This window comes from Bacillota bacterium, assembly GCA_013314855.1.
In the GTDB taxonomy this organism is placed as follows: Bacteria; Bacillota; Clostridia; order Acetivibrionales; family DUMC01; genus Ch48.
In genome coordinates this window covers 1-14,650 of the sequence record JABUEW010000108.1, presented here as the reverse complement: position 1 = coordinate 14,650, position 14,650 = coordinate 1, and the positions used below count along the sequence as shown (strand labels likewise).

The 14,650-nt window shown below is 40.5% G+C and carries 14 protein-coding genes and 1 other annotated feature; of the genes, 5 read left to right on the top strand and 9 right to left on the bottom strand.

Features of this window, described 5'->3' with window-relative positions:
- A partial coding sequence (locus HPY74_15910; GenBank protein NSW92130.1) for an MFS transporter occupies positions 1-418 on the bottom strand: 418 nt, incomplete at its 3' end.
- 325 nt (positions 419-743) lie between these two features.
- The gene (locus HPY74_15905; protein ID NSW92129.1) at positions 744-1,577 is read right to left on the bottom strand and encodes an RNA-binding protein; all 834 of its coding nucleotides are present in this window, start codon (positions 1,575-1,577) and stop codon (positions 744-746) included.
- A 192-nt stretch (positions 1,578-1,769) separates the two neighbouring features.
- Positions 1,770-1,859, bottom strand: a sequence feature (possible 16S ribosomal RNA but 16S or 23S rRNA prediction is too short).
- Between the two features lie 66 nt (positions 1,860-1,925).
- Between HPY74_15905 and HPY74_15900 the strand changes: the two genes are divergently transcribed.
- A complete protein-coding gene (locus tag HPY74_15900) occupies positions 1,926-3,221 on the top strand; it encodes an FMN-binding glutamate synthase family protein (GenBank protein ID NSW92128.1) in 1,296 nt (431 codons plus the stop codon).
- 46 nt (positions 3,222-3,267) lie between these two features.
- On the opposite strand, the gene HPY74_15895 is transcribed toward HPY74_15900, so the two are convergent.
- Positions 3,268-3,381 (bottom strand): DUF3888 domain-containing protein, encoded by a 114-nt coding sequence (locus HPY74_15895; GenBank protein ID NSW92127.1) that lies wholly within the window; start codon positions 3,379-3,381, stop codon positions 3,268-3,270.
- A gap of 926 nt (positions 3,382-4,307) precedes the next feature.
- Between HPY74_15895 and HPY74_15890 the strand changes: the two genes are divergently transcribed.
- Positions 4,308-5,519 (top strand): IS1182 family transposase, encoded by a 1,212-nt coding sequence (locus HPY74_15890; GenBank protein NSW92126.1) that lies wholly within the window; start codon positions 4,308-4,310, stop codon positions 5,517-5,519.
- Positions 5,470-5,829, top strand: a complete 360-nt coding sequence (locus HPY74_15885) for a transposase (GenBank protein NSW92125.1) — start codon at positions 5,470-5,472, stop codon at positions 5,827-5,829. Before HPY74_15890 ends, HPY74_15885 begins: the two co-directional genes overlap by 50 nt.
- A gap of 679 nt (positions 5,830-6,508) precedes the next feature.
- Here the strand turns inward: HPY74_15885 and HPY74_15880 are convergent.
- Positions 6,509-7,072, bottom strand: a complete 564-nt coding sequence (locus HPY74_15880; GenBank protein NSW92124.1) for a hypothetical protein — start codon at positions 7,070-7,072, stop codon at positions 6,509-6,511.
- 315 nt (positions 7,073-7,387) lie between these two features.
- Here HPY74_15880 and HPY74_15875 point away from each other — a divergent pair, with 315 nt between their 5' ends.
- Entirely contained in the window at positions 7,388-8,635 is a 1,248-nt protein-coding gene (locus tag HPY74_15875; protein ID NSW92123.1) for an IS110 family transposase, read from the top strand.
- 222 nt (positions 8,636-8,857) lie between these two features.
- On the opposite strand, the gene HPY74_15870 is transcribed toward HPY74_15875, so the two are convergent.
- From HPY74_15870 to HPY74_15860, 3 genes are all read right to left on the bottom strand, one after another.
- Positions 8,858-9,478 carry a hypothetical protein gene (locus tag HPY74_15870; protein NSW92122.1) on the bottom strand — a complete coding sequence of 207 codons (621 nt, stop codon included), beginning with the start codon at positions 9,476-9,478 and terminating at the stop codon, positions 8,858-8,860.
- Positions 9,479-9,533: 55 nt separating this feature from the next.
- Complete coding sequence (locus tag HPY74_15865; protein NSW92121.1) at positions 9,534-9,680, bottom strand: hypothetical protein; 147 nt, start codon at positions 9,678-9,680, stop codon at positions 9,534-9,536.
- A 205-nt stretch (positions 9,681-9,885) separates the two neighbouring features.
- Positions 9,886-10,236 carry a LytTR family transcriptional regulator gene (locus HPY74_15860; protein ID NSW92120.1) on the bottom strand — a complete coding sequence of 117 codons (351 nt, stop codon included), beginning with the start codon at positions 10,234-10,236 and terminating at the stop codon, positions 9,886-9,888.
- Positions 10,237-11,097: 861 nt separating this feature from the next.
- On the opposite strand from HPY74_15860, the gene HPY74_15855 reads away from it, so the two are divergent.
- Positions 11,098-12,390 (top strand): transposase, encoded by a 1,293-nt coding sequence (locus HPY74_15855; protein NSW92119.1) that lies wholly within the window; start codon positions 11,098-11,100, stop codon positions 12,388-12,390.
- Positions 12,391-12,792: 402 nt separating this feature from the next.
- Here HPY74_15855 and HPY74_15850 read toward each other — a convergent pair whose 3' ends face one another.
- Together HPY74_15850 and HPY74_15845 are read right to left on the bottom strand one after the other, a co-directional pair.
- Positions 12,793-13,497 (bottom strand): hypothetical protein, encoded by a 705-nt coding sequence (locus tag HPY74_15850; protein ID NSW92118.1) that lies wholly within the window; start codon positions 13,495-13,497, stop codon positions 12,793-12,795.
- 98 nt (positions 13,498-13,595) lie between these two features.
- A partial coding sequence (locus HPY74_15845) for a M23 family metallopeptidase (GenBank protein ID NSW92117.1) occupies positions 13,596-14,650 on the bottom strand: 1,055 nt, incomplete at its 5' end.

Below are 14,650 nucleotides of genomic sequence, written 5' to 3'. Positions count from 1 at the left end.
CCTGCTTCCTGTTTCCCATATCGGTAAGGTCTGTCACCATTGCGGTATAGGCAGGGTTTGATGCCCCTATGAATAGGCTTGATGCAACCAGCAGCCACGTGACAAGCATTGAGGGTCCGAGGAAGGCGCAGGGAACAAAACACAGGCCGGACAGCCCGTGAAAAAGGATCAGGACCTTCTTTCTCCCGTAAATATCCGCCAATTTTCCCCCTATTAAAGAACCAGGAACAAAAGCGATGGCGGCAAGCATGACGAAAAAACCCGCCTGATCCTCTCTCATCCCCAGGCGGTCAGTCAAAAATATTGCTAAAAACGGCATTACGAAATTGCCTATACTGTTTACAATCTTTGAGATAAATAAAAAATATACACTCTTTGGAAGCCCTCTGTAAGGCCTAACGGCCTCTTGAATGAACATAACGAATCCCCCCGATTATCAGTTGCCAGTGACCTGCACCTGCTATCCGCAATCTGCGAACGATATTCTACGAACTATTACCTAGTACTACTCTGTCATAATTCCATTATCTATTGAAAAAGTCCCTTTTTTGTCATCGCGAACGCAGTGCAACGAAGTGCGGCGATCTTATTGCAACAACATTTGAGATTGCCACGTCGCTATGGCTCCTCGCAATGACAGACTGAACTTGGCAATTTAACAGAATAGTACTAGCCCCTGCGATCTAGTATCTAGCACCTAGTACCTAGTACCTAGTACCTAGCACCTAGTACCTGTGATCTGTTTAAACATATCTATCTATATGTATTATTGTTCTGCCCTTCTTTGTAAGTCCCGTAAATCCCTGGACTTTAAACTTGCCTTCACCCCTTACCGAAACAATATCGCCTTCCTTCAAGGCGATATCCGGCCTGATACACACCTCCCAATTGACCCTGACCTTTTCCCCGTTAATATACCTTGAAGATTTCTCCCTGCTGAGGCCGAATACCGCACCGACAACCCCGTCCAGTCTCGGGGAAGCAACCGTAACCCTTATCTCCTTGAATTCCGGTCTTAGCGCCGGGTCTCCTGCATATACCCTTTCCACATCAACCCTGCTGTTTCCCGCCCTTTCCAAATTCATCTCAACGAAGCCGACAATATCCTGGTGGACGGCAGCCAGGCATACCCTATCTCTTACCAAGAGATCCCCGATTTTATCCCTCTTTATTCCAAGGCCCAGAAGCGCGCCCAGGTAATCCCTGTGGTTTAAGCCCTTTCCCCATCCTTTGTCTGTTATTTTTAACAAAACTACAGGATATTCCTCAAGCTTAACCCGGTCCCATTCAGGGGAGACGGCTGCAATCCGCCTCTCAGCTTCTTCAAATCCGCCATAGAAGTTGATACAGGAACCGTTACAGTGTCTGGACATTTCCGCCGCTATTTTGACCTTGAGGGGATCGAGGAAATCGGTAAAAATTCTTTGCTGTGTGTTTTCGCACCTGTCCAGGTACTCCAACATCCTGCCTACAAAGTATTTATTCTCCTCCCCCGGATACTTTTTTACAAGATAGTCCTTTATACTCAGCTTTACCCCCTCCCCTGCATCGTAAAGCTCTTCCCTCACCTGACCCATATATCCATGTTAATCCAGGTGGAAATTCATGTCAAGGTGTACTATACGGGTAAATCTTAAATACACCCCATCCGCTGTGAACTATTTTTGCGTTACCGCAAATAAAACACCCATTTAATGAAATACTATAAATCGGGGACATTCCGCAGCAAGGAACTTTAATGGGGACATTCCTGTCTGGGAAGTGTGAAGTGAGATGTTAGATGTGAGAATCTTGGAAGTGCTGGAGAGCAATACTAAAATCCAACCTCCCACTTCTAAACTCTCACCTCTCACCTCTCATACGATGTGTCCCCTGGCCTTATAGGCGCAGCGGTGTGTCCCCATACCTTAAAAGGAGGAATAGAGTTGCTAGGAGAAGGAATTGTAAAGAACCTCATTGATGATATGTTAGAAAGGATGCGCGAACTGGAGAGCACCAAGAGCCCACACCTTGTTCACGGTTTTTCGCTGCTCAAGCTTGCCGCAATAGGTGAAAGGGCAAAGCACGGGGTTCCCGTGATAGAGATGTACGGTTCTACCCGCAAACTTCCTACCTTTGAGGACCTGATGTTTGTACCCGCAATGATCGATACCCTTCCGGCCAATCCCAAAACCGTCAGTACCGAGGTGGTTATAGGAAAAAACACCAACAGGCCCTTGAGGATATCCACCCCGATTATGCTGTCGGCAATGGCCTTCGGCCTTTCTGTCAACCGTCAGACCAAGATCTGCTGGGGAAAGGCCTCCGCCCTTGCCGACACCGCCTGTAACTCAGGGGATACCGGTTTCTTTCCCGAGGAACGCAGGTATGCAAGATACTACATAGTTCAGTTCAACAGGGCCCGTTATGGCAATTCGGATGAGGAAATAAAAGCGGCCGATGCTGTGGAGATCCGCTTTGGGCAGGGCTCCATGGGGGCCCTGGCGGGTTCCGTTGATAACCAGGATGTGGATAAGGAGCTTGCCGCTCAACTAGGAGTAAAACCCGGTCAAAGCTCAAGCAGGCCCCTGCTTCATCCGGAGATTGACCAGGGGAAAACCCTGAAGGATATTGTCCAAAATGTCAGGAACATCAACGGAGATGTACCGGTCGGCGTAAAAATTTCGGCAGGGAATATTGAAAAGGACCTTGACAGGATTATTGAAGCGGGATGTGATTTTGTTACAATAGATGGTGGTGGAGGCGGCACTGCAAACTCTCCCGAGGTAACTATCAACAACCTGGGCATTCCCCTTGTATACGCAATTGGTAGGGCCCACCGCCATTTAATCAGCCGTGGTGTTCGTGACAACATAGATCTCATAGTAACCGGCGGCCTGCGGGATGCGGGAGACTGCCTGAAGGCGATGGCCCTGGGTGCTAATGCGGTTTATCTAGCCGAGGCCGCCCTCATCGCAATGAGCTATTCCCAGTGGCATAAAGTCCCGCCGGGCGTTGCACCCTCGGAACTCTTCCTTTCCTTCGGGGACCACGGGGATTTGCTTGACATTGAGGAAGGAACCAAGGCCCTGGCCAACTTCATAAAGGCCTCGACTTCCGAAATGACAATGCTGGCAGGCCTGGTTGGGAAAAACGATGTGAAAACGGTCAACATGGATGATATGGTGGCACTGACCGAACATATGAGCAAGGCTACCGGCACGCGCCTTGCATGGCAGTAGGACACAGCCTTTCACGATGAAGCTTTATGATATACAGCCGGCTCTGTTAAAGCATAAACTTTTGAACCTCAACCTTACCTAGCGATACTTTGACAGTAATATGGTCTATACCTATGCTGTCATGGGCTCCCAGGTAAGGTTTTATTTCAAGCTTTATCATAAATACGAATGATCTATAATAAAAATTAAAGGAACTGGTTGGTTAATCCACCAGTTCCTTTAATTCAAATTTAAACAAATGGGATAAGGCTTGTAAAGCGGTGTGTTACGTTATTTGTAGTAGGCAGGACTGAAGGCTTTCATATCTACGCTTTGTAGTGTTTGACGTTCACTCTCATCATAAACATATCCTCTAGTTACTATTCTCCCCGCATATTGGGGACCGTGCATTAAATCATTAAAATAAAACTATAGATATTAAATAAGAGACTATAAGTATAGCAATGCTGCTTACAAGCCAAAACATAATAGAGTTAATTTGCTTAATACGACTATAAATAATGGCTATAGCTAAAAGAGATATAAGTGTTACAATAAAACTCACTAACCCTAGACTGTTAAATCCAATACTAAATCCCAAGTATGTACTCCCCCTCTACTATAATAGTATCTATTTCAAAACTCTACCTTCTCAGCCTTAACGCACTGTTTTATCCATCATCAAACCACTTTATTCTAATACCATCTGTTATATCATATATTATAAATAGGGCCTACGGGTAAATCAACCGTAGACCCTATGTTGTATATTAATCTACATTACGCCATGAAGTACTTGTTACTGCAGTATAACCAGGAGGTTCGATTCCAGAAGGATGAGTACCCGCATGGCTACCTACGGTCCTGCAAATGGCAGACATGGGGACGGTTCTTTTGTCTAATTCCTCAAGATTTTATTCATCTTAATCTATAACATTTGCCTTTTCCTTCAGCTCAATAAATGTTTCGTCGCGTTCTTCATTCATAATCTCTCAGGATGCGACAGATGGAGAACCGTCAGACTGTGCCGATACTCCAGTAATTGGTTAGTATAAATTGCTCGATATGTGGTATAATCCACTCGTTAAAAAGAAAGAGGGTGGAATTATGAGATATATCGAAGGCGTAAGTAGAAAAAGAAGAATAGCTTACCCTGAATATTTAGACGATTATATAACCGAAGACAACCCTGTTAGGGTAATAGAAGCTTTTGTAGACTCATTGGATTTAGTGGAGCTAGGTTTTATGAGGGCTAATCCCGCCAGTACCGGCAGGCCTGGATATAACCCGGCTGATATGCTCAAGCTGTTTATGTACGGGTATATGAACAAAATTGTATCATCAAGGGACCTTGAAAAGGAAGCCGGTAGGAATATTGAACTTATATGGCTTCTTAGAAAATTAAAACCTGACCATAGGACAATTGCTGAGTTTAGGAAACAAAACAAAGAGGCTATACACGAGGTGTTTCATGAATTGGTATCCTTGTGTAAGGGCTGGGATTTGTTTGGCAAGGAAGTTATAGCGATTGATGGTTCAAAATTTAGAGCTTCTAATTCAAAGAAGAATAATTTCAACAAAAAGAGCCTTAACCGGAAACTAAAATACATCGATGAAAAACTTGATGAGTACATGAATGAGCTTGATACAAACGACGCCAATGAGGTAAGCAGCCGGAAGCCTGATAAAGAAGAAATCAGGATGAGGATTAGGGAGTTGACAGAGCGTAAAAAAACTTACCAACGCTATCTGGATGAACTTGAGGACAAGGAGATAAATGAGATATCAACTACCGATAAAGATGCAAGATTAATGAGTGTAAACAACAACGGAGTGGACGTATGCTATAACGTTCAAACTGCAGTAGATAACAAGCATTGTCTTATAGTGGATTGTGATGCAATAAATAACCCGTCAGACCATGGTCAGTTAAGCAAGATGGGAAAAAGGGCAATGGATGCTTTAGAAGTAGATAGCATCAAGGCCCTTGCGGACAAGGGGTATTACAATGCAGATGATCTTAAAGCATGTGAGAAGGAAGGCATAGAAACCTATGTTGCAAAGCAGGTCTTTTCAAACTCGACAGGTGAGCGGGAATTCTACCCTGATAGATTTATGTACAACAAAGAAAAGAATGTTTACATCTGTCCTGCCGGACATGAACTAAGCTGTACTAGAAAAAAGGCTATTAATGATAAGACAAAGAGATTAAATTACGCAAATAGTGAAGCTTGCAAAAGATGTGAGTATAAGGACTTGTGTACAAAAGGTGAAAAAGGGACGTATTATCACGAGGCATATAGACCAGGATTTCCTTGACACTGTTGATCAACGGACCAGTGAAAGTAAGGAGTTATATAAAACCCGGCAAATGATTGTAGAGCACCCCTTTGGGACTGTGAAAAGGGGATGGGGATTATCGTATTTTCTGACCCGTGGCTTAGAGTCAGTGAAGACGGAGGCCTCTTTGGCCTTTTTAGCCTATAACATGAAAAGAATAATAAATATATTAGGAATTAAGGAAATATTAAAGAGATTGAAAGGAGTATCTTGCTCTTTCAACCTCTTTTACCTACATATTGACAATTATTTGAATAGGGGACGCTTAGTTAGGGCCGCGATTCAATAGGCAATAATCTAGCATGATTTTCTATTTTGGCACAGTCTGCCGTCTCCTATCGCAGTCTCCTATATTTTTTCTCAGAACTAAACCAATCATATAAAATTAATAATGTAAAGAATATAAGGAAAAGTACATTATACCTAATAAGGCTATAAAAAGCATCAGAGTAAATAGTACCATTTATATAAGAAAAGAAAAAACAGGTAAAAGTTAGTAAAACAGCCATAGGGGTAATGTATTTAATTAAATAGATTACGATTCCTTTTTCATGATTATTTTTCCATTTTGATACAAAAATATCGACATCTTTCATAAGATCATTCCTTTAAATGATATATGTTCATACTTGTATATATGTCAAAGGGACGGAGTTAGTGTCATGCTATGCCTTAAAAATAATTCCTCTATATTATTCCGGTTATCCTCTCATTTTGTCTGATTGGCAAACCGTACCCCTCTTTTAATTCCATCAAATATACATTCCTGTGACTATGTCAAATTTTTGCATGTCTGTTGCATTGTTGATTTTGCATGTTGCCAATAGCTCCGTCTTCCCTGTCGTGCACCCAATAATCTCTTAACATGCGACAGATGGATAACCGTCCTCTATCGCAACCAGGGAATATTTCAAGTTTGAGCCTGTTTTTGCATACTGCTTTCTGCTGTTTTCCCGCCAGACAAGTCCCTATCCCTCTGTCTCTCCCCCTGTCTCATATATTACACTACCACTGATATTTTCTATAGTAACTCCAGAAATATTTCTTAAATCATTTTCACTAGAGTAAGGAATTATCACCGAGTCCTTATCTCTTGTAGTAACTGATATTTTATAAGGATTTATCTTATCTTCAAATTCAATTGTTATTACTGACGCGTTTTGTGCTATTTCTTTATTTAACAAAAACAAAGCAATATAATTGCGTTCTGCACAATCAAGCTGTAAAAAGGCAATCTGATGTGAATTATCATCAATACTAACCGAGTTTTTTATGAAACTTATTGTATTTGGTTGCTCACTTAAGAACAGTTTCATAATCCCATATTCATTTTCTTTTTTATATGCTATAATCGAAGTGTTTTCAACTGGCTCAACATTTAATAGTATAATATTGTGATCATTACAAAAGTCATATAGCATTTCATGCTCAATCCCTTGATGTGTATGTTTCTCAGACATTACTGCACAACCAGAGAATAAGGCCACTAGTATAATATTCAATAATATAACTATGCAAATTTGAATTTTCATAATTATATTCATTCCTTTCGCTTCGCTCAAGGCACAAAACGTAATGAAAAGGTGCTTTTGAGCTTTATTTATTTTATAATCAAGCCCATAGGGAACTCGGTATACTACAAATCACGGGGAGGTGAGTGGGCTGCTCTGCTTGCAGAGTGACCGCATAATTATATGTGTAGACCGCCTTTTCAAGCACAAATAAGTGTACCTTTGAGTACGTAACCTTATCTTTGTTTAAACAATCTCGTTTAAATGCTAGGCAGTCAGTCAATGCCGTATCTCCCTATAATTTTTTCGAACTTTCCAGTTCAGAAAGGAGTCCCTATGGCTTTAAAAATCGTGTATAAAGTCTGCTGTGGAATTGATGTTCACAAAACTTTTGTTGTAGCCTGCATCGCTTCCACCAATAAACAAGGTGTTACCACCTACAAGAGCCATCGCTTTTCTACCTACACGAAAGGTTTGAAAGAGCTGTTACAATGGCTACTTGAATCTAATTGTAAGGATGTCTGTATGGAATCTACGGGTAAATACTGGATTCCAGTGTACAACGTCTTGGAAAAAGATTGTTCTATTGTACTTGCACATCCTAAGTATGTTAAGGCTATTCGTGGTAAAAAAACTGACAAGAAAGATGCGAAATGGATTGCTGACCTGTTTAAGCATGATCTTGTTGCCGGTAGCTTTATGTCTCCCGCTGATATTCGCCAGCTACGTGATCTTATGCGCTATCGTTACAAACTAACCTGCTTTATGTCCAGTGAAAAGAACCGCCTTCAAAACTGTCTCACGGTTTCCAACATTCAATTGGGAAACGTTGTCTCGGACACTTTTGGTAAAAGTTCCAAAAGAATTCTGGATAAGATTCTTGAAAATCCTCTGGATACTTCATTTGATATTGAACCCTTAATTCATGGCTCTATGACGGACAAAATTCCCGAATTGGAGCTCGCTATTGATGGTTACATTACCCCATCACAGGCTGGTAAATTAAAGATTATCAAAAAGCACTTTGAAGATTTGGAATCCCGGAAAACAGAGTTAGAAAAACTGATTCTTGCGCTCGCCGGTCCCTATCAGCAAGAACTCGACCTAATCCTAACCGCTCCAGCATTTAACAACATATTCTCTGCAATCACAGTCATCTCAGAGATTGGCGTAAGCATGGAGTCTTTTCCTTCGGCGAAGCACTTATGCTCTTGGGCAGGTCTTGCACCTACCAACAATGAAAGTGCAGGGAAGAAAAAGTCTGTCCGGGTTTCCAAAGCCGGATGCTACATCAAGCCACTTTTAGTCCAATGTGCTAATTCTGTGGTTAAAAGTGAAAAGCATCCAGAAATCCGTAACCGTTACCTTCGTTTAAGAAAGCGTCGCGGTCACAAGAAAGCAATCATTGCAATAGCAAGAATGCTTCTAACGGCATTATACAACATGTTGAAGAATAATGAACCCTATAATGCTGAACTTTATAGGAAATCTGACATTCTTCCTGCCGATCGGGAGATTACTGTAGAGCAGGCTGTTTTAATAGCAAAATACCAGGGCTATAGAATTAAGTCAGCTACTGAATAACCTAATTTTATATACATATTCAATTTTTAGGCCACCGCAAGATGGCTTGTTTGCTATGCCCTTAAGTGAATAGGCAATCTCTACTATTCTTTTTCAACCTTCAACCTTCTTTTTCAACCTTCACCTCCAAAAATATAAGGTACACGATTTATTATATCATAAATTCACTTGATAGAATGGGGTTCATGCTAATTAGCATGAACCCCATTCTATCATACAATATTATTCATAAAGCTTCTCACATATACCATTTTTTATAATGAAAGTTTCGACTTTGTGGGGTTTATCATTTAAAGATCTATTGTCTAAGGATTTTGTAGATTTATAGTATTCTATTCTAATTGTAACAGCTGTAGGTTCTTTAACATAAGCATATGCAATTTCACTAGTTGGAATGTCCTCACCGTCCATATGAATATACTTTCTTTGAGTTACCCTATGGATAGAAGCAACTGGACGTGCATATCCTTTTACATATTCGCCAACATCAAGCGGAGCTGATGTGCGTGAGCCTCCTACAGTGTATCCTACTCCTAAAGTAACGTTTACTGATGCCGCTATTTGTTTAACAGGCACTTGTATTGAGCCAGTTACTTCTGCACTGCGTGTTAATGATGCAGTAACTGTATCAGTTTCACCTGGTTTCTTAGCTGGTGTTCCTACATAAACAAGTTCCCAATTACCTATCGGCTCTTCGTCATAATTCTTCTTTTTATCATCGATTTTCCAATACTCCCAATAACCTTTAGGTGTAACTTCATCATTCGTTTCTACTGCAAGAGCATTCACACTTAAAGACAGAATAAAACACAGTGTTAAAATAATACTAAAAGCCTTCTTCACTAGATCTCCTCCTTTGGAATTTAATACTAGCTCTTCAGCATTTTATCCATAGATATTACAACTCTTTTACATTCATATTACCCTCATAAGCACCACCTCTCCCTACAACAATCTCCTTTACCTTTACAGAGACTGGAGAGGGAGGTATAATAAAGTTAATTCCCTGCCCGTCTCTTTCGGGTAAAGGGTGAGTCCCTGCCAATGTATAGTCCTGCGAAAAGATGTATACATTGGTGGGGATGCTTGTTTTTTACCTTATGTATACACACTTCCTGATGAGCTTTTCTTGTCCATATTATACCACCATTTTTAAACATTTTTAGGCTGTATTCCCTAAACGGTCGAATTTACATCCTAAACGGTCACTTTCACGGCTTCATCGGTCGATCTTATGGTTTTAACGGTTTTTATTCAAGCAGCTTCTTTAACTCTTTTGCCTTTCTCCTACTGAGCGCTGCTCTTTCTCTTATGCAATTGAATTCTATTTCCCTTTCTCCATATTGGCTGGTAATCTTCTCTATAAAGCTGACGTTTACCAGGTAGGATTTATGACTCCTGAAAAAACTGCCTTCGGTAAGCTTTTGCCCTATCTTTTTCAGGTTGCCGTAACAGGTGTAAACTTTGCCGTCTTTCATATAAATTTTTATCTGTTTACCTCTTATGCAACACATCACTATTTCGTCCTGATCAAGCAAAATCTGTTCTCCGCCACATACAAGAGAAACTTTTTGCTTTTTATCCGTAATTAAAGAGGACAAAAGAACACCCCCCTCAGGATAGCTCCCCCTGTCCAACCCCCTACTTTCTATCATTTGCCGGTAAAACATCTTTGTGTTATTCCTAGAATGTCTGTGTGCCTAATATTATACACCATTTTTTATAATTTTTTACTGAAATTTCATGAAAGCCCCATTTTCACTCGTAAAAACGACCTTTGTACTCACGAACGGGAACTTTTCATTCATAAAGTATTCTCTTTTACGTTGTTGACAAAAATTTTCCTGTCAAGGATACGAATAACCTTTTTTTCAATGAATTGATTCAATGAACAGATTTTATTTGGGATCTATTAATATTTGTCCTTTTATAAGACGTTACTAATACAAAAAATGTTCCAGCTTTTTGAAAATTTTTATATTTATAGCTTAGAAGGTAGATAAACGACATTTTAATGATGGGCCTGGTATTTTTTGATATAATGCAAACAAAGGATCCTAGCATATTGTGACTTCCTGGCCAAAGACTTTAGACTTTTCTATCTGTTATAGGGTGATTCAAATGATTGATGTTTACAAGTATATTCTCGTCAATGCGGGTAAAACTATGCTCCTTTTAGGCTGCATCTATTTTATCCTTTATTCTTTTATGTTTTTTACATATAATGATAAAAAACGAGTTTTGAAGTTAAAGAGAGCCACTTTAAAAATCCTCATCATTATAGCATTTATATCTGTAGCCTATGCAATTTCATATTCACTACCTAGATTTCGTACAAACATCATCGTAAAGTATGGGTAATATTACCTTGGTAAACAGGCCAATAAATGCAAAGAGGGCAATACCGCTGCCTATCGAAGTAGTAATTCATCACAACACTAATCGAAAGGTGGTATTACCCTATGGATAGGATAACAACTTCAACTAGTGATTGCAAGAATGAAACTACTTCCGCTTGGCTGGCATCTGTATTACAGTTTGGCCTGGATACCGGCTTTTTCGCTCCGCTTAAGGCTTTCAGCCTTAAGATGAAAGAAGTAAAGTACTCTGTTTACCAGAAATTACTTACCATAATTGCCTCTGTTATCATGGGCTGTGAGTATACCAAAGACATTAATGAGGTATTAGGTCCTGAGAAACTGGCTGCAAATTTACTGGGAATGGAACACTTCCCCGACCAGTCACAGATTAATACCCTGCTCACTCGCACCGATGATGAAAACATAAAGCAGCTTGAAAATATCCATAATGAGTTATTCAGTAAATACAGTCTTTCCACAGCTTCTAATAATGATGTAGTAATAGATATCGATATGTCCGGCCTAATAGCAGGTGGTAAGACTTATGAGTTTAGCGATAAAGGCTACTTCCCTAGAAAAAGGGGTAAAACCGGTTACCAAATATCTGCTGCCTTTGCCGGTGAATATTCCGAAGCTATAGCCCTTTACCTGGACACGGGCAATACGCACTGTCAGAACCGACTAAAGGATTTAGTTGAAGCTGTTTTAGTAAAATATCCCGACCAAATCCGTCAAGGCAAGCTTATCATCCGGGCAGACAGTGGTTATGGTGCTTTAAAAAACATTGCGTATCTTGCAAGCTTAAAAGGGCTTAAGTTTGTAGTAAAGGGGTACTCTACTACGCAGGCTGCCAAAATTGCAGAAACTGTACCTTTTGCATGCTACACTAAGGTTGATGAAGCTACCTGGGTGGTAGAATTGCCACCCTTAAAAAACGGGGTGCGAAGAATACTGGTTCAAATACTCGATACAAAAGGAGAACTTATCTATACGATTCTATATACCAATATTGGTAGAGAGAAACTCTCCTCAGTGGAAGCTTTTCACTTTTACAATGGTCGCCAGACCATAGAGGCTTTCTTTAAGATGGCAAAGAATACGTATGGTATTAAGAATCTTAGAACCCGTAAATTCTATGGCATCTACACCTTCCTATGGATGGTATTTATGACGCATAATCTAATCACCTGGTTTAAGGCCATTAAGCTTAGCTGTACAAAGCTAAAGGATGTCGGGGTAAAAACTCTGGTTAAAAAATGTTCCAGGATTAAGGGGTTTGTAGAAAGAACCATAGAATGTATTAAGGTAATCATTCCACCCCTTAGCAAACTGGCCCAGCTGCTGATAGAAGCACTGTTGCAGCCGAACTATATTCAGTTGAGCTTCCTGGATTAACCAATTAGTGTTGTATTGTTTGTACAAAATTTAGGTCACTAGCAAAACCTTTATAGAAATTAAAGGAACTGGTTGGTTAATCCACCAGTTCCTTTAATTTAGATCTAATCCTTTTTCTAATCAAACTCTAATCTTCTCCTAATTTGCGTTTAAGGATATACGTTATAATACAATTAGAAAAGGCCGGTGACATGAGCTGCCCTATGCAGATAAACGATATGTGTCTGTGTCAGGTGACAGAGTTAGTGTAACGCTATGCCAGGTTTTTGCATGTCTGCTGCATCGTTGGTTGTTTGATTTTGTATGTTGTCAACAACGCCGTCCTCTTGCCATGTCCCCCATAGTCTCTCAAGATACAGCAGATGGAGAACCGTCCCCTATCGCAACCTGACCCTTTTCCTCTTAATCTACACCTTCCATTACCTGCTCAATCTCTCTTTTCAAGAAATCATCATGCCATCTGATAAAATCCTCTGCAAATCCCTTTACTTCATATTTTACATAAGCGTCGTCGCTGTCAAAATACACTTCCAGGATGTTTTTGTCCGGATTGTGGAAAACAACTATATTGTTGGCTGAAATAGTTTTACTCTCAAGAGGTATTTTAACTACATCTTTGTATTCGATCTCAAGAAATTTATATTTTATTCTTGTTTTGTGCAGTTCTGCCAGCTTCTCTTCAGGTAGATGATTAATTTTCTGGAACAAAACCTCATTAACAAAAACATCTTCTTTATCAATTAGGTCCTCGGTATCCATATCAACGGCGTCAAATATATTCTGCAATAAATCCGAAAAATCGGGCCATTCAATCAATCTGCTGGTCATTTTGTTAAAAAGACCTAGAAAGCCGGCAGTACATATTGCATATATGTTTACTTCATCCATATAATTACTTGTCAGAGGCCCGGTAAAATTTATGCTTTCTCCATCATATAGTATCTCACCTTCCTCCTCATTATTTTCAGCAGGTATTTCAACTTGTGCATCGATAGTATCATTATCCTCCGGTTCAGCGATATCTTCAGGCAGAATACTATTGCAGCCCTGCATTCCTATAAAAAGCACCAGTAAAAGTAAGGATGTTGCAATCCTTTTTCTTAGCATTCCAAACCCACCTTTTTTAAATTTAACGCCGGAAGAGATCGTAAATTTACATGTCAGCTATATTATAATCAGGAAATATTTGCCTAGTCAAGCTTATATTAAGGTACTAAATAGTCATAGCATGCGGACCATGGCGGGCGGGTAGATACATACTGGCTGCCATCATAATATATGTTGTAGTAGGCGGGACTGAAGGCTTTCATATCATAGGGGAGCCCTGACCTGTACAGTTCCAGGTAATAGGCAACCGGACACCCGCTGAAGTCACTGGGGAAGGTATAGCTGTAGTAATCCCCTGAGCGTGTCATCTGCGCCCTTCTCGACCTGTTATTGTCATCTACATAGTTGATATATACGCTTTGTAATGGGGCAGAACCACCCTGATCGTAAACATATCCTCTAAAGGTTACTGTTCTTCCTGAATATTGGGGGCCGTGAACCAAATCAACCCTGTATCCTGCATCCATGCCTGGCGCATCCTTGAAGAAATAATACTGTGGAAGATCTAGGTCACTAAAATCACGCATCGATATATGCAGGTGGTTTAGAGAATTTACAGTCCCTAGCTCTGTCTGGCCTGCTGTAACCGAGGCTCCTTGAGTAAGTCCATCCTTTGGGTTAATGTGGAAATAGTACACGATCATATCTGCAGAGCCACTATGGTTGCTTCCATGCAAATCGTATTGTACTGCAACATAATTGTTGTCTCCTGCATTTTTTTGTACATAAAATACTACACCATTCAGCATTGGAACTATTGTTTTACCGGTTCTTATATCTAAGTCAAGACCCTTATGCGGGTTGGTCCCTTCGGAACGCGGCTGATTCCACTTGGAATTAACCGCAGGCCAGGTGCTTCTGCCTTTTTCAGGGATTGCCAGGTCAAAGGCTTTATTGTCCAGGTCAACCCCGGCAAAATATCCGTCATTGGCTGCTATGTCATTGAAATATCTTGTAGGCGAGGATGCGGTTATTGACACTTCACCTTCCCCGGTGCCGTCATCAATTCCCTCTAACGGGTCAATGGACATATCCACCAGGTTTACGGTAAGAATATTTGTTTTAGTTTCTTTGCCCAGGATATTTGCAGAGATATAGTATTCGATATAGTCTGCATCGGTGTCAAAAGCCGGTATCATCGCTACGTAGTAGT

What these genes read in the sequence shown, in the direction of transcription:
- HPY74_15875 (NSW92123.1), top strand. Translation starts at nt 7,388, where the DNA reads ATGGCTTTAAAAATCGTGTATAAAGTCTGCTGTGGAATTGATGTTCAC.
- HPY74_15895 (NSW92127.1), bottom strand. Translation starts at nt 3,381, where the DNA reads ATGATAAAGCTTGAAATAAAACCTTACCTGGGAGCCCATGACAGCATA.
- HPY74_15880 (NSW92124.1), bottom strand. Translation starts at nt 7,072, where the DNA reads ATGAAAATTCAAATTTGCATAGTTATATTATTGAATATTATACTAGTG.
- HPY74_15855 (NSW92119.1), top strand. Translation starts at nt 11,098, where the DNA reads ATGGATAGGATAACAACTTCAACTAGTGATTGCAAGAATGAAACTACT.
- HPY74_15905 (NSW92129.1), bottom strand. Translation starts at nt 1,577, where the DNA reads ATGGGTCAGGTGAGGGAAGAGCTTTACGATGCAGGGGAGGGGGTAAAG.
- HPY74_15850 (NSW92118.1), bottom strand. Translation starts at nt 13,497, where the DNA reads ATGCTAAGAAAAAGGATTGCAACATCCTTACTTTTACTGGTGCTTTTT.
- HPY74_15890 (NSW92126.1), top strand. Translation starts at nt 4,308, where the DNA reads ATGAGATATATCGAAGGCGTAAGTAGAAAAAGAAGAATAGCTTACCCT.